This is a genomic window from Pectinatus brassicae (assembly GCF_014201835.1).
GTDB lineage: Bacteria > Bacillota > Negativicutes > Selenomonadales > Selenomonadaceae > Pectinatus > Pectinatus brassicae.
In genome coordinates, this window is record NZ_JACHFH010000022.1 from 1 (window position 1) to 24854 (window position 24854).

The following is a 24854-nucleotide window of genomic DNA, read 5'->3' on the forward strand; positions in this document are numbered from 1 at the left end:
CGTCGCCGTCACGTTTAAGCTTATTTCATCTTTGCGTTGTGGTTATACTGTCTTTAGGAGTTTCCAGCATTTCAAGCAGTATTGGATTGGTCTTTGCCAATCTCTATATGCATATTTCTATACATACTAACTAGTTTGGTCGCCTAACTCACGACTTAAGTCACGAGTGTGCGGCTCCCATTTAATCAATTTTTTTATTTATTAGTTCAATAATTGAGTTCGTCACCTTATCGAGAAAAAAGCGGTCATGAGAAATCATTAATATGCCGCCTTTATAATTTCTCAGATATTCTTCCAGCCATTCAATCATCTCAATATCAAGATGATTTGTCGGTTCATCCAAAAACAAATAATCTGGTTCACGCAAAAGTGCCTTAGCCAGACAAATACGTGTCTTTTGTCCACCAGAAAAATCCTGCGGTGATTTTTTTAAATCTTCTTCAGAAAATCCCAAGCCGAAACTTATTTTTTTTATATCCTTTTCATAATCATAGCCGCCTAAGCGTTCAAATTCATCAGCAATCTTTGTATATTCGCCCATAAAATCATTTAATTGCTCATCATTAGCAGCTTGTTCGATTTTATTTTCTAAATTTTTCTTTTGCTCAGCCAGCCGTAAAATATCAGCAAATGCCGTAAGCATTTCATCATATAAGGTTGCTTCTGTAAATTCCGCCTGCTGCTCTACATAGCCAATTCTGTCAGCCGTATCTAATTTTACATTGCCGGCATCATATTCCTGTGTTCCCATTATGCAGTTAAGCAGTGTCGTTTTGCCGGCCCCATTAGCGCCAATCAATCCTATTTTATCGCCTTTATCTATTGAAAAACTTACATTTTCAAATAATTGCCTTATGCCAAATGATTTTGCTAAATCCTGAACATGTAATAAACCCATTTTCCCCATCCTGTTTTTATCTGTATTTAAATAAAAGGGAATGTTGCATGCATGATATATTAATGCTTCATCCCCAAAGGCTCCCCTTGAGGGGAGCTGGCAGCTTTAGCTGACTGAGGGGTTAATTATTATATAACCCTTCCGTCACCGCTTTGCGGTGCCACCTTCCCTCAAGGGACGGCTTTAAAATCACCAAAATAAAGTTGACGCACTTATTTATCAACGTGCGACAACCCCATAATATTTATTTAATACTATTATTCATAATCTCTGCCAATGTTTACTACAGCTTGATTTGTCGAACTGCCTGTCATTATAGTACATTTAAACGGCATGCCATAAAACAAACTTACGCTGGCATCATTAGCCATTATCTGTGTATGTTGTTTCGCCGATGTTCCACCGGTTTCTACTGTTGATATTTTAAATCCTCTGCGTTTTAAAATATCGGCGGTTTTGGCACCAGCACCATTTATGCCACTTGAATTTATAATCATTACTGTAACATCTTCCGGCTTGACTGGTTTTATTTTTTCACTGGTTTTCTCATCCTGCTTATTTTGCTCTGATTTATTACTTTCATAAACAGTTTCATCTTTAGTATCAAGATATTTTATACCAGCAGGCAATGATTTCTTATATTCATCTACCAATTTTTCTGTATCAGCCTGTCTGGCACTAGTTTCTTCAAGTCCCAATAATGTGTCAATCTGCAAACGCAATTTTTTTATATCTGGCAGCCAATAACTAATATCATTAATATATATTGGTGTTCCTGGCAACATTGATGCTGTAATTTTCTTATTTTTTATTTCCGGTACCATTTTAGCATATGTCAGCATATCTGTTATTGACATATTAGTTTCAATACAGCCACTTAACTCTTTTATTAATGCTGGCAGTTTTGGCAGAACATATGGTGATATCAATTTATCCAGTACAGCACTTATAAAATGCTGCTGACGGGTTATCCTGCCGATATCTCCTTCGCTATCACGATATCGCACATATTCTATCGCTTTCTTCCCGTCTAAATGCTGCATCCCCGGATACAAATCAATATGGAGTCCTCCATTATCGTCCCAAGGATCATTATAATACATTCGTTTTTCCACATTTATATCGACGCCGCCAATAGCATCTATTATTTTTCTAAAGGAATCAATATTTATTAATATATAATAATTTACTGGTACTCCTGTTAATTTTTCAATAGTATTCTGTGTAAGTTCGTGACCGCCATAGGCATAAGCATGATTTATCTTGTCATATTTATGGTCCTTTATACTTACTCTAGTGTCACGCGGTACAGATAAAACTGATAAATTATTATTTTTTTTATCCGCCACAAACAGCATTAACGTATCACTGCGTCCTATGTCGTCTTTACGACTATCTACTCCCATTACCATTATTGTCTTTTTGTCATCATTAATATTATTGGTCGTTGCCTGCTTTGCCGCTACTGGTATTCCATGTGAATATCTATAGGCAAATGCGGTTACGGCAAATGCGAAGAAAATCATGCCCATAATAATGATACGGCGGTAGCTTCTTTTATAGCGAACTTGTTTTTCTGCCACTTTACTATCTCCAATGTATATTTTTACTAAAATTTAACTTCTGATTTTTTCATAACAAATTTTGTTTATAAGCTGCTAAAATCTATATAGACCCAAATTAGTATAGCAAAAAAGCTGTACATTTTCAATTTTATCTGTTATTTTCCCTAGATTGCTAATAAATATATTTTATTGTAAAATGTGAATTGTATATTATATTTGTATTAGAAAGGACAAGTAAATGGCTATAAAATTAATTGCGCTCGACATGGATGGTACAACATTAAATGATAACAACGTTGTTTCACCAAAAAATCATGCAATAATAAAAGAAGCCCTCGCAAAAGGAATTATTGTAACTGTCTGTACTGGACGTGCTAATACTGAACTTGCACCAATTATTGACGCTTTACCGGAAATTCGTTATTTCATCAGCGGTAATGGCTGTAAAATTTATGATAAAGAAACCGACGATACCATTTTATCTGATCCTCTTTCTTTTTCTGCTGCTAATACTATTTACCGCATTGTGCGTGAATATCCTGTTATGCTTGAAGTATATACTGATAATCAAATATACACTTCAAAATCCTGCTATGAACATGTACATAAATATGTGCCGGAAAAATTTATTAAATTAGTGGAAGATACACGTACTCCTTTAGAAAATTTAAAAGCATTGTTCCGTTCAGATTGGAAAAAACCTGTAGAAAAAATGAATATTTTTTATAATAACGCTGAAGACTTTGCCAGCATAAGAGCCAAATGCAAAAATCTGCCTGCCTGTATGACCGGTGCCACTGAAGCCAATCTGGAATTTAATAGTCCTACCGCAAATAAGGGGACAGCTGTTGCAAAAATGGCAAAAATGATGCATATTCATGCCGAAGAAGTTATGACTATTGGCGACGGCAGCAATGATATTACCATGCTGAAATACGCTGGCTATTCCATTGCTATGGCTAATGCCATAGACGAAGTCAAACTTGTTGCTAAGTACCAGACATCGAGCAATAATGAAAATGGTGTTGCCGCTGCCATCGAAAAGTATGCTCTTAACAGATAATTGTGTGAGGAATATTGTGAAATACTTTTTTCTTATTTTTATATTCTGCCTTTTGCTTATAACCTCTAATGACGCTTATAGTTATAATTACGACTCTCCTGCACCGCAAACAGCTTCATCTTATACCAGCGATAAACCCGCTTCAGCTGAACCACTGCTTACCTGGAAAAAAAATACTAAAGCCATTTATTATGAAGTAGAAGTCTTTGATAAGCCTATAAATAATCTTAGCACCGCTGAACCTTCAATAAACCATGTATTTTTCACTGACAAGGTATTTGTCAATGCTTATAGATTAACTCTAAAAAATATTACAAATTCTTCTTCAGGTAATCTTTATTGGCGTGTCCGGGCCATGGATATAAATCATAATCCGATAACTCCTTTTTCAGCATTAGAAAAAATATATTATGATACTTCCCTGCCAGTTGTAAATGGGCCAATTCCCATCAGCCATTATAACACTGGTAATGGTTCTATCCTTTTATACCCCGTTTACGAATGGATTCCTAATCCCGATGCTGCCAAGTTTGAACTGGAGATATTATCAGCTCCACCAGAAAATCCCCAGGGAACTGAACCATCAAAATACCGCATTTTTGCCAAAACTATGGATTTTTCCTGTGAATATTATGACCCTGAGCCACGTATCGGTACTTTTTACTGGCGGGTACGAGCGCTTGATGAAAACAACCAGCCTATTGGTGTATTTTCACCAGCAGAAAAAATCGTCAACGAACCATCCACTCATTATCAGGTGGGTATATTCGGTGACAGCATCAGCCATGGTGGCGGCCATTTATCATTTGGCCCAGAAGATTTTGAATTCAGTTATGCCCATTATTTAAACTTTCCTTCAATTAATTTATCGCAAAGCGGTGATACCATAAATATGATGGTTAAACGTTTCGATGCAGATGTTTTGCCGTTCAAGCCTAAATATCTGCTGATAATGGGAGCCAGCAACAGCCTGCGTGCTGGTATATCTGCTGAAAAAGTTATTCTCGGCTTAAAAATATTACAGCAAAAATGTTATGATAACGATATTGAGCCAGTTTTACTTACTTTGCCATCAATAAATCCTGATAACATAAAAAAAATCTTTGATGAAAGTACCGCTCCCGGCTGGGCTGATGAATTCAATAAGGTTAACGCTTATATTAGAACGCAGACACATATCGATATTGCAGCTGACTTTCCAGCACCACCAGCAGTACTACCAACTAGTGATGCTTTGGACGGGCTGCATCTTGATGATAATGCCAAGGCCGTTATCGGTCAACGAATAAATAATGCCTGGCCGGCAATAATTGAGCAAGCAAGTCCTCATGCATCTTTTTCTTTATCGGAGGCGCAAATTAAGAAATTTTTTTCATTACCTGATGTATACGATTTATAAACATATAAGCACTATATTTAAATAATTTTTTTAAGTATAGTACATATCTTTCCCCACATACTCAAATTTTTTTCTTATCCTTTAGTTAATTGTTTCTATTTATTATTAATGCTATAATATTATTAGATTATTTATTATAAATGAAGGGCAGGGTATATTATGAAAGCAATTGAAATAAAAAAAGATATTTATTGGGTAGGCGTAATTGATTGGAATTTACGCAATTTTCATGGTTATCGCACCGGCAGAGGATCTTCTTATAATGCTTATCTGATAATTGATGAAAAAATCACACTTATAGATACTGCTAAGGAAAGCTTTAAAGATGAATTATTGGACAGAATCAGCTCTATTATCGATCCAGCCAAAATAGATTACATTATCTGCAATCATCTTGAACAGGATCATTCTGGCTCCATTCCTGCTGTTATGGAAAAATGTCCCCATGCTGAAATTTACACCTGTATGCCTAACGGTTTAAAAAATATCCCTAAATTCTATGGTGATTTAAATTATAAAGGTGTAAAAGCCGGTGACAGTCTAAATATTGGCAAACGTACCTTGCAGTTTTTACCTGTGCCAATGCTGCACTGGCCTGACAGTATGTTTACATATTGCCCAGAAGAACAAATCCTATTTTCTAATGATGGTTTTGGACAGCATTTAGCATCTTCGCTGCGCTTTGATGATGAGGTTGACTATTCCACCTTAATGTACGAAGCCAAAAAATATTACGCCAATATTTTAATGTTATATGGACGTCAGGCGGAAACTGCTTTGAAAGCAACTGCTAATCTTGATATAAAAATAATTGCTACAGGTCATGGCATTATCTGGCGCAAATATGTTAAAGAGATTTTTGCTAACTACACAAAATGGTGCACCAATGATGTAGAGGACGAAGCGATTGTTGTCTACGACAGCATGTGGCATTCCACAGAAAAAATGGCCAAATTTATTGTAGAAGGTTTTGCCCAAAAAGGGATTCCGGCACAATTATATGATTTAAAAGAAAATCATATCTCTGATTTAGTTACGGAATTTCTTACCAGAAAATATATTGCTGTTGGCTCACCTACCTTAAACAATAATATGATGCCTACCGTTGCATCTTTCCTCTGTTACTTAAAAGGCCTATCGCCTAAAGATAAAAATCGTCTAGCCTTTGCCTTTGGCTCATATGGCTGGGGTGGTCAAAGCATTGCTCAGGTCGAAGAAGAATTAAAAAACTGTGGCTTTACTATTTGGCTTGATAACATGCGTATAAAAAATATACCAACGAAAGATGAACTACTACAAATAAGTGAAACTATCTTAAACAAATAAGACTCTACTACAAAAAAGCTCCTGCGTTTTCGCAGGAACTTTTTTTTATTAATTTTATTTGCTTATTATTCCCATCCGTTTTTGAATAATTCTAAGCGGGATAGTAAGTACCAAATTAAATACTAATATTACTATTATTAATAAAGCACCTATACCGTTAGCGATAAGTTCTCTATCAGGCACAAGTCCTACCGACAGCAAATACCACAGATGAACAGCGAGTGTTTCACCAGCGGCCATTACATCGGTATCTCCCATATGACGCGATACTGTCGTACCTGCAGTAAAGATCAAAATTGCAGTTTCCCCCAGTGCCCGTCCTGCCGTTAAAATAATTCCCGTAACAATTCCAGCCATCGCCGATGGCAGAACAACTTTATAAATCGTTTGAAATTTAGTAGCACCCATAGCCAGACTTGCTTCCCGATAAGACTGTGGTACCAGCTTAATGGATTCTTCTGTAACACGTACTAATAGTGGCAGATTCAGTAATACTAAAGTAAAAGTACCACTTAAAATAGTAAAACCCAGCCCCATCATATTAACAAAAATGATCATACCGAATAAACCCAAAACTATTGACGGCACAGTAGCCAAGCTTTCCGTACTGAGACGAATCATTTTAGTCAGCCAATTATTTTTAGCATATTCCGCCAAATATATGCCTGCGCCAACTGCTATTGGCACTGAAATTATCAATGACAAAAACAGCAGATAAAACGAGTTAAATAGCTGTGCACCAACACCGCCCCCCGCACTGATATCACTCGATTTACCAAAAATAAAATGTTCTGATAGCTGCGGCAAACCCTTGTAAAGGATATATCCTAAAAAGGCAATTAGTAAAGCTAATATAAAGAAGCCGGCCAGCCAAATTATTCCCATGGCTATTTTATTTGCAACTTTTGCATTCATTTTATGAATACCTCCTGCTTCCTATACGCCGAATTGCCAAAATCATCAGCAACGATATTATTAATAAAACTAACGCCATTAAAAATAATGAGTTCCCCCAGGCTGAACCAAATGGGGTATTGCCCATTTCAATAACAATATTACTTGTTAATGTTGAAGTTGGCGTAAATAATCCTTTAGGCATCAATGGTGTATTACCAATAACCATCTGCACCGCCATAGTTTCCCCAATAGCCCTGGCCATTGCCAGTACTATGGCTGTTAATATTCCCGGTGCCGCTGAAGGAACAATCACTTTATATATTGTCTGCCAATAAGTAGCACCTAAAGCCAATGAAGCTTCCTCCAGCGGTTTAGGCACACCATTTAAAGCATCTTCACTGATGCTTATAATAGTTGGCAGTATCATCACCGCTAATATTATCGAGGTAACTAATACACCATAGCCCATATTAACATAAAAAACACTTCTAATTATTGGTACAAGAACAGTGAGGCCAATATAGCCATAAACCACAGAGGGAATCGCCACATATAAGTCAACCGCCGGACGCATTATATTTCTAAGCCTTTTCGGTGCTATTTTCGACATAAAGACCGCTCCGAGAAGGCCAAGCGGAGTTCCTATAATAATGGCTGTTATCGTAACAACTACTGAACCGGCTATAAAGCTCAATGCTCCGTATTTATGAGCCAAAGGATTCCACTTATCGGTGAAAAAAAATTCAATAGGGCTGACATCAGTAAATGTCATCAGCCCTTGTTTTCCGACAAAAAATATAATGGAAAAAATTATTATGGTCATCAATGCAGCACAGGCAATAAATAAATATCGCACATAACGGTCATATATTATTTTTCGTTGATGAATAAAATCTTTTTCCATATTTGTTTCCTTTTACTTATTTTTTCATTTTGCTTACTGGAATAAATCCTAATTTTTCTACATATTCATTTTGGAAAGCGTCACTCATAACATAATCAATAAATGCTTTTACAGCACCTTTAGGTTCACCTTTAGTATACATATGTCCGTAGCCGTAAACATGGTATTTACCATCAATAATAGCTTGGGCAGAATATTTAACGCCATCCATATCTAAAACTTTAACTGATTTATCAGCATATGGTGCATCAACATAACCAATAGCTCCAGGCGTGGTAGCTACACCTTTTAATACAGCCCCATTGGAGTCTTGAATAGATGCATTATCAGTAAACTGTTGCCCTTTTAATACAACATCAGCAATCGTTGCACGGGAACCAGATGATTTAGCACGGTGGATAAGAGTGATAGCTTTATCTTCGCCGCCCACTTCTTTCCAGTTAGTAATTTTGCCTGTGAGAATTCCTACGATCTGCTCTGTGCTTAAATTACTTACTTTATTATCTTTATTAGTTATAAATACAAACGGTTCTACAACTACTTTATGATCAACTAATCCTTTATCTTTATATTCGTTTGGTAAGAATACATCGGAGTTACCGATGTCAACAGCACCTTCCCCTACCTGATTCATCCCGGTAAAAGATCCCCCGCCAGCAATATTCACAGTAACATCTTTATGTTCTTTTTCAAATGCTTCCTGAGCTGGTTTAAGTAATGGCAATAGCGCTGTAGAGCCCGAAGCTGAAACCTTACCTTTTAGGTCTGTCGCTGCTTTATCAGTTGAAGCAGCTTTGTCATTTCCACCGCAGCCAGCAAACAGCATTGTACTTACCACCATTGTTCCTAAAACAGCTAATAATTTTTTCTTTCCGCTAAATAGCATTTTTGAAAACCTCCGAAATTAAATTTTATAGATGTGTCTTTTATTCAGCAAATTTTGCTGAAAAACAATCGTTACTAAAAATATAATAACTTCTTTAACTACATAAACGACTGTATTTTTCAGACCATCTTTTGCTTTATGTTTATTCTACCGTATATCATCTTCAAACTTGTTACGTATTTGTTAACATTTTGTTAATAATGCTTTGTTCGATTTACATATAGGATTTTATCAACTATTATAGAAAACAGTATTATTGAGATTAATCTAAAATTAATATTGCAATGGAGAGTGTATATGAAAATTTTAATTGTTGATGATGAAGCACCAATCCGTGAGCTGCTCGCTTTTAATCTAAAAAAGAATGGCTTTGATATAGCAACTGCTGCGGATGGATTATCTGCCGTTAAAACAGCTCAGTCTGAGGATATCTCTTTAATATTATTAGATATCATGCTGCCTGAAATAGACGGCTTTGAAGTATGCCGCCGCCTTAAGCAAAATAAACTCACTTCTAAAATTCCTATTATTATGATAACCGCTAAAGATGAAGAAATTGATAAAGTACTAGGCTTAGAGCTGGGTGCTGATGATTACACTACCAAGCCATTTGGTATGCGTGAACTAATAGCCCGCATCAAAGCTGTTTTGCGCCGCAGCAATACCAATGAACATTCTGAGGGAGAACTGACCCTTGGTGTTTTACGTATAAATTTCAATGCCTATACAGCTTTTCTTAAGGATGAACAGCTTATGCTGACACCCAAAGAATATGATTTATTAAAGTTATTTGTTACTAATGAAGGAAAAGCTTTTTCCCGTGATGAATTATTAGAAAAAGTGTGGGGCTATGAATACTATGGTGATACACGCACCGTTGATGTTCACATTCGTCACCTGCGCGCCAAACTGCAATCTGCCCCTGCTATCAGTGATGGTATTAAAACCGTACGTGGTATTGGTTATCGCTTCACTAAACAAATTTAACTTTCAATAAAGAGGGTCATATTATGCATGCAATAATTGATATAGGGTCGAATACAATAAGACTGGTAATTTATAAAATAAACGACGACAATTATAACATTCTTTTAAATAAAAAAGAAATGGCTGGCTTAGCATCATATGTCGATGGAAACATGATGAGTCTCAGCGGTATAAACAAAGCTTGTGCTATTCTAATCGAATTGAAAAAAATTGCCCAGGATCTCGGTATTGCTGATATTTATCCTTTTGCTACTGCGGCCTTAAGAAATGTCACCAATAGTGCCGCTGCCGTTCGGGAAATTGAAGAACGAACCTCACTTAAAATACATGTTATCAGCGGCCAAACCGAGGCTAAACTAGATTTTATTGGAGCTGCTAAAACAGTTAATTTAGCCAGCGGACTACTCATTGATATTGGTGGTGCCAGTACCGAATTAGTTTCATATGAAAACATGATTATACAGTCAGCAATCAGTCTGCCCATTGGCTCTTTAAGTGCCTATAAAAAATATGTACAGCATTTTTTCCCTAATAAAAACGAGCAGAAAAAAATTGCCAATGCTGTTTTACATCTGCTTAATAAGGAAGATACTGCTTCCTTTAATGATTCCTATACTGATATCTGCGGTGTTGGCGGGACTATCCGCTCCAGCCAAAAACTATACAACAACACTTTCAATCTCAGTTCACAAAACCAATGCATCCAAACTAAATACATATCAAATATAATCAAAAAATATCTCAGTGATAAAAAGAAAAATGCCATCAGCCGTACTACCCTTGATACGCTTTTAGATGTTGTACCAGAGCGTATCCGAACTATTTTACCAGGTATGATAATCTTAAAAACATTAATTAAGCAATACAATGCCCAAAATATATTTGTCAGCAATGCCGGCGTACGTGAAGGCTATTTAACAAAATTCATACTAAATAAACTAGACGATATTGAGGTGTAATATCTTATGATAAAAAAGATTAACCCTACCTATACACAAAACCGTGAGCTTTCCTGGCTCAAGTTTAATGAACGCGTATTAGACGAAGCTATGGACGAAACAGTTCCACTTTATGAACGATTAAAATTTTTGGCTATTTTTGACAGTAATCTCGATGAATTTTTTATGATCAGGGTAGGCAGTCTCTACGATTTATCGTTAGAAAATACATTAAAATTTGATAATAAAAGTTTTCTTACGCCATCACAGCAATTGGAGAAAATATTTGCTGCTACTAAAAAATTATACAAGAAACGTGATATCATCACTGCTAAGCTTGAAGCAGCCTGCTATAAAGCCAATATTCATCGCAAAACTATCAATAAATTAAATAAAACTGAGCAAAAATTTGTCAGTGACTACTATAAAACACAAATTCTGCCTTTATTATCACCATTAATAATTAATATTCGTCATCCTTTCCCCCATTTAAAAAATAAACTTTTATATATTGCAGCCAGCCTAAAAGAAAAAAAGTCTTTTATGCTTGGCATTATTCCTATTCCCCAAACATTACCTAAACTCTTATATCTGCCGGGCCGAAAAATAAAAAACAAGAAAATTAAATATATCTTAATAGAAGATATTTTACTGCATTATACTGAAAAAATATTTTCTGCCTATTCCATTGATAAAAAAACCCTCATCTGCGTAACCCGCAATGCCGATATAAGTCTCGACGATGAAGATTTCGAATTAGGTGAAGATTATTTACAGCATATGCGTAAAAGCCTGCGCAAACGAGCTCGTTTAGCACCTGTACGCCTGGAAATAGCCGATGATTCATCTAGTTTTTTAACCACTTTTTTAATGACGCATTTAAACATAAAAAAGGAACAAATATTCAAAACGCCTAAACCTATCAACACCTCTTATATATTTAATTTAAACGATCGTCTAAATGATGAACAAAAAGAATCGTTATTATATCCAACCTTCCAGCCTTCACTTAATTGCGATGTTCCAGATAACATGAAAATGTTCAACTATCTAAGAAATAAGGATTTATTATTACACTATCCTTATCAAAGCTTTGATCTATTTTTAAATTTTATTAAAGAAGCTGTCTATGATGAATCAGTATTTGCCATAAAAATGACAATCTATCGCATTGGTGAACGCAAAGCCAAATTAATCCAACTACTTTCAATGGCTGCGGAAATGGGCAAAGATGTCACTGTATTAATGGAACTGCGGGCCCGTTTTGATGAAGCCAACAATATAAATTGGGCTGAAATGTTGCAGGATTCCGGCTGTAAGGTAATTTACGGCATGGAAGGGTATAAGATCCATGCTAAAATCTGCCTTATAATGCGTCGCCATAATAATAAAATTGAATATTTCACCCAAATAGGCACGGGTAATTACAATGAGCAGACCGCTTCTCTTTACACCGATTTATCTTTATTTACTTCTGCTGATAATATAGGTTTTGATGCTGTACAATTTTTCCAAAATATGGGTACAGATAATCTGCATGGAAATTATAATTATATGCTGGCGGCGCCAACACGGCTAAAAAACAATCTCATCAATCTAATAAACAATGAAAAGCAACAGGCCTTGGCCGGACATCCCGCCCATATTCTGCTTAAAATGAACGCCCTTACCGATAGAGAACTTATTGATGCTTTAGCCAATGCGTCACAAGCCGGCGTAAATATCAAAATGATAATCAGGGGGATTTGCTGTCTTAAACCAGGCATAAAAGGAATAACAGAAAACATTCAGGTAATAAGTATTGTGGGTAGATTTTTAGAACACTCCCGCATATTTTGTTTTGGCAATGTCGAAAATGCTAAAGTATATATTTCCTCTGCCGATTGGATGACGAGAAATACCGAGCATCGTGTGGAATTAGCCTGCCCTATTTTCGATAAAGATATTAAAGAAAATATCTATAATGAATTATTATTACTGTGGCAGGATACTATTAAAGGCCGATTATTATCCCCTGATGGTAATTACGAAAAGCTATCAGCCAAACTGCCTGCTTTTAACAGCCAGGAAAGCTTTTTGAAAAAATATTTATCCGCTGAATAATTTTTTCTTATTTATTTACAAAAATTTAACATTTAACTAACAATTGAGTTTTAAATATATGATATATTGGCAATATAATATATCAGGAGGCAAAAGAGCAAACAAAGCTAAAAAGATGCTCAAGGAGTTAATGGAAAATGATTCTAACGAAGAAGGTTAGATTGTTCCCAACTCAAGAACAAGAAACTAAATTATGGCAATCAGTTGGAACTGCTAGATTTATTTATAATTGGACTCTTGCTAAACAACAAGAAAATTATAAAAACGGCGGTAAATTTATCAAGGATAATGATTTAAGAAAAGAGATAACTTTACTAAAAAAAGATGAACTGTCTTGGCTAAATGATGTATCCAATAACGTAGCAAAACAAGCTGTTAAAGATGCTTGTAATGCTTATAAAAGTTTTTTTAAAGGATTGGTTACATTCCCTAAATTCAAAAGTAGAAAGAAATCTAAACCTTCATTCTACAATGATACATCTAAATTAAAAGTTAGAACTAAAAAAGTATTGATTGAAAAAATTGGCTGGATAAAAACTAACGAGCAAATACCTGATACTAAATATACTAATCCTAGAATTAGTTTTGATGGTAAATATTGGTATTTAGCAGTTGGTATTGAAAAAGCAAAAGCAACTATAAAATTAACAAATCAAACTATTGGAATCGATGTTGGTATTAAAGATTTGGCCATATGTTCAGATGGTACTAAATTCAATAATATCAATAAAACTAAAACAGTAAAAAAACTAGAAAAAAGATTGAAACGACAACAAAAGCAAATTAGTCGTAAATATGAAAAATCAAAGAAAAAGGTGGGTGAAAACCGTTACCAATTCTCGAAGACGAAAAATATAATAAAACTTGAAAAACAGATAAAATTTCTATATAGAAGATTATCTAACATTCGGAACAACCATTTACATCAAGTAACTAATGCGATAGTGAAAACCAAACCATCTAAAATAGTTATAGAGACTTTAAACATTAAAGGAATGATGAAAAACAAACATTTATCTAAAGCTATATCACAACAAGGATTGCATAGATTCAAAACATATTTACAATATAAATGTGAATATTATGGTATTGAATTAGTTGAAGCTGATAAATGGTATCCATCATCAAAACTATGTAGTTGCTGTGGTAACAAAAAAGATAAATTATCACTATCAGAAAGAACTTATATTTGTGAAAAATGTGGAGCTGTAATAGATAGAGATTTAAATGCAGCAATTAATTTAAGCAGATATTCAGCTTAGTCACTTTAAAGATTAAGATTGAGATGTAGGATTCGTTGTATCCGAAGTTAAGCCCTTGGAATGCTATATAAACCAAAGTAGTCTTTATGACAAAATGGAGCATGTTGAATAGGGAATTAAACAAGCTTTACTATATTTTTGTAGAGTTTTGGCAACGGAAATGCAATGCAATATAAAATGCAGACAAAAAATTTAAATCTACATTATGGCAATAAACAGGCTTTATATAATATTTCATTAGATGTCCCTACTAATAAAGTCGTTGCTTTAATCGGCCCATCCGGGTGTGGTAAATCAACATTTTTAAAAACCTTAAATCGCATGAACGATTTAGTAGAAAACGTTCATATTGATGGTGATATATTTTTAGATGGCAGCGATATTTATGCTCCTGATACAGATATAGTTCATTTACGTAAACGCGTGGGAATGGTTTTTCAGCGGCCTAATCCTTTTCCAATGTCTATTTATGAAAATATTGCCTATGGTCCACGTATCCATGGCATCAGCAATAAAAAACAATTAGATGAGATCGTTGAAAAAAGTCTGCGTAATGCCGCACTATGGGATGAAGTAAAGGATCGCTTAAACGATTCAGCAATGGGTATGTCCGGCGGTCAGCAGCAGCGTCTTTGTATTGCCCGGGTCTTAGCTGTAGAACCAGAAGTAATATTAATGGATGAACCCTGTTCAGCCTTAGATCCTATTTCTACCATGAAAATTGAAGAACTTGTAACTGTGCTAAAGGAAAAATATACAATCGTAATGGTTACCCATAATATGCAGCAGGCTGCCCGTGTATCTGACTACACCGCATTTTTCCTTAATGGAAAATTAATTGAACACGACATTACTGATGTTATATTCACCAATCCGTCCAACAAAGAAACCGAAGACTATATATCCGGAAGATTCGGCTAAGAAAGGAATTTTTATTTATGGAACAGCAAATCACTAGAAAGGCCTATATTGAAGAATTAGCTAAAATACAAGAAAAAGTTGTTGAAATGGGAATTGCCGCTGAAACAGCCTGCAAAAATGCTATTGAAGCACTATTGAATTTTGACAAAAATCTTGCTGCTGAAGTTATGAAAAACGATGATATAATTGACGATTTATTAATTGATATTGAGGATTCATGTATCTTATTAATTGCTAAGCAGCAGCCTATCGCACATGATTTACGTGTCATTACCACCGCATTTAAAATTTCCACAGATCTTGAACGCATTGGTGATCATGCTTTTGATATTGCCAAAATAACCTGCAATTCAAAAAAAGCTTTTGATTTTGATGAAACATCAATAAAAAAACTATCTGATTGTGCTGTTAATATGATAAATATGTCAACAACAGCCTATAAAAATGCTGATGTTAATATGGCGGAAAAAGTTTGTATCGAAGATGATACTGCCGATTCTCTTTTTGCTAAGACCTTGACACAGATAGCCGCTTTTAATGAAAATAAAGGTATTTCAGAATTGAGTTTTATTTCAAGGTACTTAGAGCGCATTGGTGACCATGCTACCAATATTGCTGAATGGGTAATTTATCTGGAAACTGCTGAGCGCATTCGTAAAACTAATAGACTGTCCGATTAAATACACATAATTGTAAAATCGATTTTCCCCTAAACATAAAAAGGCTGCTGCATGTTTTCAATTGACGTGCAGCAGCCAGTTTTTATATAATAACACTTAAATAGGCTTTATCTTTAAGAAAGGACATCACTATAATGCTAAAATCAAGCATCAGCCGACGTCTTACACTCTACTCATTACTATTGATAATACTACCATTACTAATATGCAGTATTTATATGGTCGATTATTTTTATCAAATAAATATAAATGATAAAACCAGTTCGCTGCAAAATCAGGCTAAGACCATTGCCGACTTTTCACACGATTACTTTACTCAATCGTCCCCGGATTTATCTTTACTACATTCTATAAGCTCTGATACAGGCCTGCGCATAACACTTATAAATACCAAGGGCAAGGTTATTTACGACTCTTCACATGACATCTATGACATGGACAACCATTCAGAACGTCCAGAAATAGTATCAGCCTTAACCTCCGGCCTTGGCTCCTCAATACGTTTTAGCAAAACCTTAGGCATAAACCTTCTGTATGTAGCTGTCCCTGTCTACAACCATGGTACTTTATTGGGAGTCAGCCGTACAGCCTTAAGTATCGCCCCACTTGAAGCCTCCTATGATAAAATGCGCAATAATATTTTATTGGCATTTTTAATTGTCACCATTATTGCTATTATTGTAAGCGTTTTTTTAACACGTCGTTTCACTAATCCAATAAAACAAATGACTGTTGATGCCCAAAAAATTATTAATGGCGATTTAAGTACCCGTATGCATGTTAATACCTCCGATGAATTAGCATTCTTTGCTGCCATTATTAATAGATTAACCAGCCGTTTATTGCGCAAAATAAATGAATCGCAGACTAAAGCTCATACACTGTCCTTAATTCTTGATAATATGGACAATGCCGTTATTCTGCTGGATAATCGCGGTATTATAACCCAAATAAATAAACAAGCAAAAAAAGTCTTCAACATCCCTTCTGATATTTTACATTCCTATAGCATAAATTGTATTGGCAGTACCATTATCAGTGATACCGCCCAGCAATGCGCACAGGAAAATAACAGCAAAAAAATAACGCTGCGCATGAAATTAAGCACAGATAAACAACATTTTACCGAAAAAACTTTTATTGTCTATTTTGCGCCATTTACCATTGAAAATGACCAATCTGTCGTTTGCGTATTTCATGACATCTCTTTATTGCAGGAAATTAATGACCGACAAAATATATTTGTAGGAAATGCTGCCCATGAACTCTCAACACCGCTTACATCCATTAAAGGCTTTAGTGAAACACTATTAGATACAGATCTTAAAGATGTTGATACTACCCGCCATTTTTTAAATATAATTTATGATGAAAGCTGCCGCATGCAGCATCTGGTAAAAAACTTACTGCAATTAGCCAAACTCAACAATGCTGACTATCGCAAACAGTTATCACTAAAAAATATTGATTGTGCAGAATCACTTAGTAAAATTACAGAAACAATACTGCCTCTACTGCAAAAAAAGCAGCAACAATTTTCAACTGATTTCCCTGATAAAAAAATTACTATAAAGGCAAATTCTGATTTGTTTCAGCAAATTTTTATAAACTTAATTGAAAACGCTATAAAATACACCCCAGAAAAAGGCACAATCTCACTAGCATTTACCATTGATAAGAACAATGTTATTTTTACCTTGCAGGATACTGGCATCGGTATTGCCAAAAATGACCTGCCATTTATCTTTGACAGATTCTACCGTAGTGACAAATCACGCCTGCGGCAGGATATCGGTGGCTCAGGTGTCGGCCTGTCTTTAGTAAAATTTCTGGTAGAATTATTTGACGGAAAAATTTTAGTCAGCAGCCACTTAGACCAAGGTACTACCTTTACTTTAATTTTCCCTCTACCTGACAACGATTAATCTAAAACATTTTTCCAAGCTTCACATAAATCCACAAAACTAAATCGGGCATTAGCAGGACTGGTCGATGGCAACTGATAAAATTTATATTTTTTGCTTTGCAGTAAGTCTTTATTGTATTTTTTGAAACAATTATACGATTTACCGCCATTAAAACATATTTTGTAAATCTTAGGATATTTTTTGAAAAATGCCTTAAAATCATTAGACTGCTCGTTTTCTATAGCATTATCAAGGCTGCCTTCTCTATTGCAGGCAGCAATACTGTCCCATAGAGCTATATTATTATCAAGCAGCATCTGCAGTTTTTCTGAATATATATGGGGAACTGTATCCCTTTGCAGCAAATAAGCCCATAACCGCCAAAAACGATTTTGTGGATGGGCATAATATTGCTGTTGCTGCAATGAGCTAATACCCGGCATTGACCCTAATATTAAAATTTTTGAGTTATTATCAACTGATGGTTCAAAACCTATACAATAAGACATAAGTTATATCTCTCCTAATTTTATTATTAAAATATATTATACAACAAAATTTTAAAGAAAAAGTCAAAAAGTCAAAAAATACATTTGACTTTTTGACTTTTTATATTATAATAATATTAGTTAGTAAATATTATATCAATTATCTTATTGTCAGGAGGACATATTATGGCAGAAGAAAAATATACGCAAAAAGTTTTAACAGCACTGCAAAGTGCCCAGCAAAATGCCGCTATGCATTATCATCAGGAAATCACCTCTACACATCTTTTACTGGCACTAGTTAAAGAACCCGAGGGTTTATTAACAACAATTTTTGATGAATGCCAAACGGATTTACCAATGCTGAAAGTTCGTCTGGAACAATTACTCAACAAAATTCCGGCTGTAAAAGGTCAGGATCGTCTTTCTATGAGTGTAGAAATGGCTCGTGTTTTAGGCCGTGCACGGCAAATTGCTGATTCGATGAAAGATGATTACATCAGCACTGAACATCTTATGTTAGCAATAATTGACGATGCTGATGATGAAGTCAAAAAGGCTTGTAAAGAATTTAATCTTAGCACTTCTAAAATCAAATCCATCATAAAAAATAACCGCAAACAAAATGTGAATTCGGATAATCCTGAAGGCGAATATAAAGCCTTACAAAAATATGGTCGTGACCTTACCGCTGCAGCTCGCCGCGGCAAACTTGACCCCGTAATCGGCCGTGATGATGAAATACGACGTACTATTGAAATTCTATCCCGCCGTACTAAAAACAATCCTGTACTTATCGGTGAACCTGGTGTCGGTAAAACAGCCATTGTCGAAGGACTGGCTCGCCGTATTATTGCCGGGGATGTACCTGAATCACTAAAAAATAAGACCTTATATTCACTCGATTTGGGTGCACTGGTTGCTGGTGCTAAATTCCGTGGTGAATTCGAAGAAAGATTAAAAGCTGTTTTAAACGAAATTTCTAAATCTGATGGTCAAATCCTATTATTCATTGATGAAGTTCATACTGTTGTTGGTGCCGGTGCTGCCGAAGGAGCTATGGATGCCGGTAATATCTTAAAACCAATGCTGGCTCGCGGTGAATTACGCTGTATTGGTGCTACCACATTAAATGAATACCGTAAATATATCGAAAAAGATACTGCTCTTGAACGTCGTTTCCAGCCAGTAATGGTAGGCGAACCAAATGTTGAAGATACCATTTCAATTTTACGTGGTATCAAAGAACGCTATGAAGTCCATCATGGTGTTAGAATTCGTGATAACGCTTTAATATCAGCTGCTATCTTATCTGACAGATATATCTCTGACAGATTTTTGCCCGATAAAGCCATTGATTTAGTCGATGAAGCGGCCGCCAAGCTACGTACTGAAATTGAATCCATGCCAGCCCCTCTTGATGAAATACGCCGCAAAATCCTGCAGTTAAAAATTGAACAACAGGCTCTAACGAAAGAATCTGACGAAGCCTCAAAGACTCGTTTAGAAAAAATCTCTGAAGAAATAAAAACAGCGGAAACTGAAGAAGCTTCCTTAAAAACACAATGGGAACATGAAAAGCAATTAATCACCCGCACCCGTGGCATTAAGCAGGAAATCGACAACGTAAAAACTGAAATGGTACAGGCCGAACGTGATGGCAATTTAGCTAAAGCTTCCGAACTTCGCTATGGGAAATTGCCGGAACTAGAAAAAGAACTTTCTGCCCAGGAAAAATCCATGTCAGAAAATCAGGACAGTCAGCTACTAAAAGAAGAAGTTGCTGAAGAGGATATCGCTAAAGTTGTGAGTCGCTGGACTGGTATCCCTGTTGCTAAAATGATGACTGGTGAACGAGAAAAACTTATCCATCTTGAAGACGAACTGCATAAACGTGTAATCGGACAGGACGAGGCTGTAAAAAGTGTCAGTGAAGCTATTTTAAGAGCACGTGCCGGCATAAAGGATCCTAATCGCCCGATTGGCTCCTTTATTTTCCTTGGCCCAACTGGTGTAGGCAAAACCGAGCTTGCCAAAACCTTAGCTGAATCATTATTCGATGATGAAAAATCAATGATCCGCATTGATATGTCTGAATACATGGAAAAACATTCTGTATCACGTTTAATTGGTGCTCCTCCCGGTTATGTAGGCTATGATGAAGGTGGGCAGTTAACTGAAGCTGTACGTCGTCGTCCTTACAGTGTAATCTTGTTGGATGAAATCGAAAAAGCCCATACTGATATTTTTAATATTTTGCTGCAAATTCTCGATGACGGTCGTCTTACCGATGGTAAGGGACGCGTAGTTAATTTCAAAAACACTGTTATCATCATGACTTCCAATCTTGGTTCACATAATATTTTAGAAGCTACTGATTTTACCACAGCGCAAACAGAAGTCATGGAGTTGTTAAAGAATTATTTCCGCCCTGAATTTTTAAATCGTATTGATGATATTATAGTATTTAAAGGCTTAGCCAAACAGCAAGTCAAAAAAATTGCTGCTATACTATTAGAAAGTTTAAATAAACGCCTGCAAAAACAAGTAAAAATTTCTTTGCATTATTCTGAAGAAGTATTAGATAAGCTTGCCGAAGAAGGATTTGATCCGCATTTTGGCGCACGCCCCTTACGCCGCCTATTAACCAATACTATTGAAACCGAATTAAGTAAAGAAATAATCAAAGGTACTATCACCGAAGGGCAAACTGCCAATATAAATCTTATTGATGGCGAACTATCCTTCTCAACACTATAAAAAACAGCGTCACTTTTATCCTTTTTAAAAGTGACGCTGTTTTTTATTTATTTGCAGGGATTGTACGCTATTTGGCGAATTGTCTATTTATGAAGGAGATGGTCTCTATGGAATATTTCTCTAATGCTGCTGCAACACCAACTATTTGGAGCGATAATGGCAAAGAAAATATAATTCGTGCTGGCGGAATGTATATACTTGTGACAAGTGATGGTGAAAAAATCAACTTGGGTACCACAAGAATTCCCGCCAAAGAAAAATTACGACAGCTCGATAAATTAAAAAATTTTTCCAAGCTGTAATCAATAAAATTCATATTGGCTTGAATTTTACTAAAGGAACAGGCAAATTTATATATTTTGCTTGTTCTTTTTTATTTTTTATGACATTTAAGTTTCTATATAAAAGTGCTATAATATGATCTTATATGACAACTTTTTACATATAAATTTTTAGGAATATTTATAACAAAGGATGGGGTATTTTGAATTTTATTGAAAATCTGAAGGTCAAGCAAAAATTGCTTGTAATGTTTACTGTATTGATGGCAGCATTATTTGCTGTTGGCGTAATTGGGTACTACTTTCTTAACAAAACCAACACTAACCTACACAAGATGTATGCCGAAAATTTAATTTCTGTTGAATTAATTAATGAAAACATGTCCGCTGCACATCGCATTGAATCAGATATGCATGCCTTGATGGTCACTACCGATGAAAATGAAAATCAGGAATTGCTAAATGATATAAATGTCAATGCCAAAAAATTTGACAGCAATTTAACCAAGTATGAACAATTACCTCTAAGCGATAGTGTCCGCAGTCAATTGCAGGAAATAAAAAAGGATTTAGCCCAATATCGTTCCGTACGACAGCGCGTACTAGCTCTTGCTACACAAAATAAAAATCAGGAAGCCTACACTTTATTCCATGCTGAAGGTAAAAGCATTTCCCAAAAATTCATGAGTGAATTATCCTCACTGTCTAAGGATATTAATAAATCAGCCGATACCATGAATCAGCAAAATAATGTTGATTTTGCTTTTGCCAATAAACTATTTATCGGTATTATTCTCGTTGGACTTCTTCTTGGTTTTTCACTAGGCTGGTTAATTATTAAACAAATTTCAACCCGCATGAAACAGGTCGTTGATTTCTTAAATATTTTGGCATCAGGTGATTTTTCGCAACCAGTACCTGAACACAGTATGCAGGACAACAGCGAATTCGGTGAAGTTTCCCGTACTGTTGATGCTATGCAAAAAAGCATTGTTAATCTTTTACATAAGGTTGCCACGCTGGCAGAACAATTAGCGGCCTCTTCCGAGCAGTTATCAGCAAGTGCTGAACAATCAGCGCAAGCTTCCAACCAGGTTGCCGGCTCTGTGACTCATGTTGCAACCAGCGCCGAAAAACAGGCTAGCCTCACATCCAATGCCGACACACTTGTTCAGCGCATAGCATCTGCTATGAATACAGTTGCCAATAACACACAGACTGTAGCTGGTTCTGCTGAAAAAACTACCAGCATGGCCAATGATGGTGAAGATGCTGTAAAAAAAGCTGTAGATCAGATGAAGATTATTGAAAATAAAACCAATGACACTGCGGCTGTTATAAATGATTTAGAAGAAAAATCACAGCAAATCAGCCAAATTGTTGATGTCATCTCCGATATCTCAGGTCAAACTAACTTATTAGCATTAAATGCTGCCATTGAAGCAGCTCGTGCTGGCGAAGCTGGCAAAGGTTTTGCAGTTGTTGCTGGTGAAGTGGGCAAGCTTGCTGAACAATCACAAGATGCCGCCAAGCAAATCAATACTTTAATAACGCAAATTCAAGGAAAAACAACTAATGCTGTTAATTTTATGAATGACAGTAAAAATGAAGTAAATACGGGTGCTGCTGTTATTTCTGATACCGGCTCAACTTTCGAACAAATTATTCATATGATAAAGGATATGAGCAACCAGATTCGGGAAATTGCCGCTTCCATACAGGAAGTAAGTGGTCATACAGTAAGCATTGTTAGTGCTGTACGCGATATTGATGATGAAAGCAAAAAAGCTACTGAAGAAACTCAGACCATCTCGGCTGCTACCGAAGAACAATCGGCTTCTATCGAGGAAATAGCTTCATCCAGCCAGCATTTGGCACAAATGGCTGATGAGTTGCAGCAAGCTATTAACACTTTTAAACTATAAAACAATGGCAGTATTTTCACTAACATACTGCAGCATAAAATAAAAATGCTCTTTATTTAAATTATCTATTGCAATTCAGCTTGATAAGAACTATAATAATCACGAACTAATTATTATCTTACTTTCTCCTGCATCTATTCTGTGGTGCAGGATTTTTTTTTATTTTATTTTCTATAAAATTTCCCCGCTAAAATTCTCATATTTTTTCATCAGCATTATTATATAATATATATTTATTTTTACCTGAATTTTTAGCATTATACATGGCTATATCAGCCTGTTTCATCAATTCTTTTACTGTTACCGCATTATATGGATAAATGCTTACACCAATACTTACTGTTATTTCAACTATATTATTCTCTATTTTATAAGGTTTGCCAATATTCGTAATAATTCTTTTAGCAATTTTAATAATATTTTTTTCTTCCTGAAAATCGTAAATTATTATAGTAAACTCATCACCGCCTAATCTGGCCACAAAATCTCTCCTGCTAGTGATATTTTTTAGCCGTTTAGCTACCATCTTTAACAGCAAATCTCCGATATCATGACCCAGAGTATCATTCACCTGTTTAAATCCATCAAGATCCAGAAAGCATACTGCCAATATATTTTTTTCTTTTTTAGCTAAATTTATCATTTTAGCTAGTTGTTTTTGAAAAAAAAGTCTATTAGGCAGTCCTGTTAATGAATCATGCACAGCCTGATTATAAAGTTCTTTTTCATATTTAACCCGTTCTGATAAATCTGTATACACTACCACATACATAATTTTCTGGGTTATTTCATTGGGCACAGCATTTATCGTCACCCAGGATAGAGCTAATCTCCCCATTTTATCCTTATTCCACATTTCCCCTGACCATTTATATTTTTTTAATAATGAATCCCAGATATTTTTATAAAAGTTTTCATCGTGTTTGTCTGATCGTAATAGTCTGGTATTTTTATCCAATAATTCGTCTTTGCTATATCCTGTCATTTTTATGAATGCTGGATTAGTTGCTTTTATATTTCCTTTGTAATCTGTTATTATCATGCCCTCAGTAGCATTCTCAAATATTTTTTCAATCAATTTTAATCGTAAATTTATTTCTCTTAATTTTGTATTAGATTCTTTTAATTTTTCATTTTGCTGTAATATCCTATTTTCTATATTTTTTATATATGTAATATCACTAACTATAGCTATAACACCTAAAACGTCTTCATCATTTATTATTGGTGCCAGTGATGCTGATATATTTAAATATTTTTTGTTTTTATGCAATCGTATACTTTCATAGTGAGCAATTTTTTCGCCGTTTTTTATCTTGTTAAAATTTACTTTCAATTCCGCACGCCATTCATTTGGAACCAGTATATCTAATCGTTCACCTATTATTTCCTCTTTAGCATAACCAAATATTTTCACTGCACCATTATTCCAATTAACTATCGTTCCATTTAAACTAAGCACAATAATGGCTTCATTGGACGAATCTATTACTACTTTCAGCCACTCATAATTATTTTGAAAAGCATTTAATTTATTCATCTATGTATAACTCCTTTTAAAATATATTAACCTGCATCTAAAAATAATAATATAAGCAACTATATAATAATATTATTATATTTTAATATTTTATTCCCTGCTTTTTCCCTAAAAAAGAACTGCC

The 24854-nt window shown here is 35.2% G+C and carries 20 protein-coding genes; 13 read left to right on the plus strand and 7 right to left on the minus strand.

All coding sequences use genetic code 11. The features are described 5' to 3' along the window. Positions 1-181 precede the first annotated feature (181 nt). Positions 182-898, minus strand: coding sequence for an ATP-binding cassette domain-containing protein (locus HNR32_RS09025; RefSeq protein WP_183861844.1), 717 nt, complete (start codon positions 896-898; stop codon positions 182-184). 257 nt (positions 899-1155) lie between these two features. Continuing rightward, positions 1156-2481: an LCP family protein gene (locus HNR32_RS09030; RefSeq protein ID WP_311636695.1), complete on the minus strand. Its 1326-nt coding sequence runs from the start codon at positions 2479-2481 to the stop codon at positions 1156-1158. A 220-nt stretch (positions 2482-2701) separates the two neighbouring features. On the opposite strand from HNR32_RS09030, the gene HNR32_RS09035 reads away from it, so the two are divergent. From HNR32_RS09035 to HNR32_RS09045, 3 genes are all read left to right on the plus strand, one after another. After that, on the plus strand, positions 2702-3526 hold the full coding sequence (locus HNR32_RS09035) for a Cof-type HAD-IIB family hydrolase (RefSeq protein ID WP_183861846.1): 825 nt from the start codon (positions 2702-2704) through the stop codon (positions 3524-3526). Between the two features lie 16 nt (positions 3527-3542). Continuing rightward, on the plus strand, positions 3543-4925 hold the full coding sequence (locus HNR32_RS09040; RefSeq protein ID WP_183861848.1) for an SGNH/GDSL hydrolase family protein: 1383 nt from the start codon (positions 3543-3545) through the stop codon (positions 4923-4925). 159 nt (positions 4926-5084) lie between these two features. After that, positions 5085-6251: an FprA family A-type flavoprotein gene (locus tag HNR32_RS09045; protein ID WP_183861850.1), complete on the plus strand. Its 1167-nt coding sequence runs from the start codon at positions 5085-5087 to the stop codon at positions 6249-6251. A gap of 54 nt (positions 6252-6305) precedes the next feature. Here HNR32_RS09045 and pstA read toward each other — a convergent pair whose 3' ends face one another. The 3 genes from pstA to HNR32_RS09060 are packed head-to-tail and all read right to left on the minus strand — an operon-like array spanning position 6306 to position 8938. Further along, entirely contained in the window at positions 6306-7166 is an 861-nt protein-coding gene (gene pstA / locus HNR32_RS09050; protein ID WP_183861852.1) for a phosphate ABC transporter permease PstA, read from the minus strand. Position 7167: 1 nt separating this feature from the next. Then, a complete protein-coding gene (pstC, locus tag HNR32_RS09055; protein WP_183861854.1) occupies positions 7168-8052 on the minus strand; it encodes a phosphate ABC transporter permease subunit PstC in 885 nt (294 codons plus the stop codon). Between the two features lie 16 nt (positions 8053-8068). Next, positions 8069-8938, minus strand: coding sequence for a phosphate ABC transporter substrate-binding protein (locus tag HNR32_RS09060; RefSeq protein WP_183861856.1), 870 nt, complete (start codon positions 8936-8938; stop codon positions 8069-8071). A 297-nt stretch (positions 8939-9235) separates the two neighbouring features. On the opposite strand from HNR32_RS09060, the gene HNR32_RS09065 reads away from it, so the two are divergent. The 7 genes from HNR32_RS09065 (at position 9236) to HNR32_RS09095 (ending at position 17754) form a co-directional block, all read left to right on the plus strand. Beyond that, positions 9236-9925 (plus strand): response regulator transcription factor, encoded by a 690-nt coding sequence (locus HNR32_RS09065; RefSeq protein ID WP_196611191.1) that lies wholly within the window; start codon positions 9236-9238, stop codon positions 9923-9925. Positions 9926-9948: 23 nt separating this feature from the next. Next, positions 9949-10884, plus strand: coding sequence for a Ppx/GppA phosphatase family protein (locus tag HNR32_RS09070; protein ID WP_183861859.1), 936 nt, complete (start codon positions 9949-9951; stop codon positions 10882-10884). Between the two features lie 6 nt (positions 10885-10890). Continuing rightward, positions 10891-12966 (plus strand): polyphosphate kinase 1, encoded by a 2076-nt coding sequence (ppk1, locus tag HNR32_RS09075; RefSeq protein WP_183861861.1) that lies wholly within the window; start codon positions 10891-10893, stop codon positions 12964-12966. A gap of 137 nt (positions 12967-13103) precedes the next feature. Beyond that, on the plus strand, positions 13104-14228 hold the full coding sequence (locus HNR32_RS09080) for an RNA-guided endonuclease InsQ/TnpB family protein (RefSeq protein ID WP_183861863.1): 1125 nt from the start codon (positions 13104-13106) through the stop codon (positions 14226-14228). 165 nt (positions 14229-14393) lie between these two features. Further along, complete coding sequence (pstB, locus tag HNR32_RS09085; protein WP_183861865.1) at positions 14394-15149, plus strand: phosphate ABC transporter ATP-binding protein PstB; 756 nt, start codon at positions 14394-14396, stop codon at positions 15147-15149. A 17-nt stretch (positions 15150-15166) separates the two neighbouring features. Further along, positions 15167-15829, plus strand: coding sequence for a phosphate signaling complex protein PhoU (gene phoU / locus HNR32_RS09090; protein WP_183861867.1), 663 nt, complete (start codon positions 15167-15169; stop codon positions 15827-15829). Positions 15830-15963: 134 nt separating this feature from the next. Beyond that, positions 15964-17754 (plus strand): ATP-binding protein, encoded by a 1791-nt coding sequence (locus tag HNR32_RS09095; RefSeq protein ID WP_183861869.1) that lies wholly within the window; start codon positions 15964-15966, stop codon positions 17752-17754. On the opposite strand, the gene HNR32_RS09100 is transcribed toward HNR32_RS09095, so the two are convergent. Beyond that, positions 17751-18245: a DNA-deoxyinosine glycosylase gene (locus tag HNR32_RS09100; protein WP_183861871.1), complete on the minus strand. Its 495-nt coding sequence runs from the start codon at positions 18243-18245 to the stop codon at positions 17751-17753. The two genes, HNR32_RS09095 and HNR32_RS09100, sit on opposite strands and share 4 nt — an antisense overlap. A 165-nt stretch (positions 18246-18410) precedes the next feature. Between HNR32_RS09100 and clpB the strand changes: the two genes are divergently transcribed. The 3 genes from clpB to HNR32_RS09115 all read left to right on the plus strand — a co-directional run bounded on the left by clpB (position 18411) and on the right by HNR32_RS09115 (position 23190). After that, the gene (gene clpB, locus HNR32_RS09105; RefSeq protein WP_183861873.1) at positions 18411-20984 is read left to right on the plus strand and encodes an ATP-dependent chaperone ClpB; all 2574 of its coding nucleotides are present in this window, start codon (positions 18411-18413) and stop codon (positions 20982-20984) included. A gap of 89 nt (positions 20985-21073) precedes the next feature. Continuing rightward, positions 21074-21286 carry a hypothetical protein gene (locus tag HNR32_RS09110; RefSeq protein WP_183861875.1) on the plus strand — a complete coding sequence of 71 codons (213 nt, stop codon included), beginning with the start codon at positions 21074-21076 and terminating at the stop codon, positions 21284-21286. Between the two features lie 182 nt (positions 21287-21468). Further along, positions 21469-23190 (plus strand): methyl-accepting chemotaxis protein, encoded by a 1722-nt coding sequence (locus tag HNR32_RS09115; protein ID WP_183861877.1) that lies wholly within the window; start codon positions 21469-21471, stop codon positions 23188-23190. 196 nt (positions 23191-23386) lie between these two features. On the opposite strand, the gene HNR32_RS09120 is transcribed toward HNR32_RS09115, so the two are convergent. Next, positions 23387-24730, minus strand: coding sequence for a sensor domain-containing protein (locus tag HNR32_RS09120; protein WP_183861885.1), 1344 nt, complete (start codon positions 24728-24730; stop codon positions 23387-23389). Positions 24731-24854 lie beyond the last annotated feature (124 nt).

Excerpts from the sequence above, each read along its gene's own strand:
- HNR32_RS09060 (WP_183861856.1), bottom strand. The coding sequence starts at position 8,938 with ATGCTATTTAGCGGAAAGAAAAAATTATTAGCTGTTTTAGGAACAATG.
- pstC (WP_183861854.1), bottom strand. The coding sequence starts at position 8,052 with ATGGAAAAAGATTTTATTCATCAACGAAAAATAATATATGACCGTTAT.
- pstA (WP_183861852.1), bottom strand. The coding sequence starts at position 7,166 with ATGAATGCAAAAGTTGCAAATAAAATAGCCATGGGAATAATTTGGCTG.
- HNR32_RS09100 (WP_183861871.1), bottom strand. The coding sequence starts at position 18,245 with ATGTCTTATTGTATAGGTTTTGAACCATCAGTTGATAATAACTCAAAA.
- HNR32_RS09110 (WP_183861875.1), top strand. The coding sequence starts at position 21,074 with ATGAAGGAGATGGTCTCTATGGAATATTTCTCTAATGCTGCTGCAACA.
- HNR32_RS09035 (WP_183861846.1), top strand. The coding sequence starts at position 2,702 with ATGGCTATAAAATTAATTGCGCTCGACATGGATGGTACAACATTAAAT.
- phoU (WP_183861867.1), top strand. The coding sequence starts at position 15,167 with ATGGAACAGCAAATCACTAGAAAGGCCTATATTGAAGAATTAGCTAAA.
- clpB (WP_183861873.1), top strand. The coding sequence starts at position 18,411 with ATGGCAGAAGAAAAATATACGCAAAAAGTTTTAACAGCACTGCAAAGT.
- ppk1 (WP_183861861.1), top strand. The coding sequence starts at position 10,891 with ATGATAAAAAAGATTAACCCTACCTATACACAAAACCGTGAGCTTTCC.
- pstB (WP_183861865.1), top strand. The coding sequence starts at position 14,394 with ATGCAATATAAAATGCAGACAAAAAATTTAAATCTACATTATGGCAAT.
- HNR32_RS09045 (WP_183861850.1), top strand. The coding sequence starts at position 5,085 with ATGAAAGCAATTGAAATAAAAAAAGATATTTATTGGGTAGGCGTAATT.
- HNR32_RS09080 (WP_183861863.1), top strand. The coding sequence starts at position 13,104 with ATGATTCTAACGAAGAAGGTTAGATTGTTCCCAACTCAAGAACAAGAA.
- HNR32_RS09095 (WP_183861869.1), top strand. The coding sequence starts at position 15,964 with ATGCTAAAATCAAGCATCAGCCGACGTCTTACACTCTACTCATTACTA.
- HNR32_RS09120 (WP_183861885.1), bottom strand. The coding sequence starts at position 24,730 with ATGAATAAATTAAATGCTTTTCAAAATAATTATGAGTGGCTGAAAGTA.
- HNR32_RS09025 (WP_183861844.1), bottom strand. The coding sequence starts at position 898 with ATGGGTTTATTACATGTTCAGGATTTAGCAAAATCATTTGGCATAAGG.
- HNR32_RS09065 (WP_196611191.1), top strand. The coding sequence starts at position 9,236 with ATGAAAATTTTAATTGTTGATGATGAAGCACCAATCCGTGAGCTGCTC.
- HNR32_RS09070 (WP_183861859.1), top strand. The coding sequence starts at position 9,949 with ATGCATGCAATAATTGATATAGGGTCGAATACAATAAGACTGGTAATT.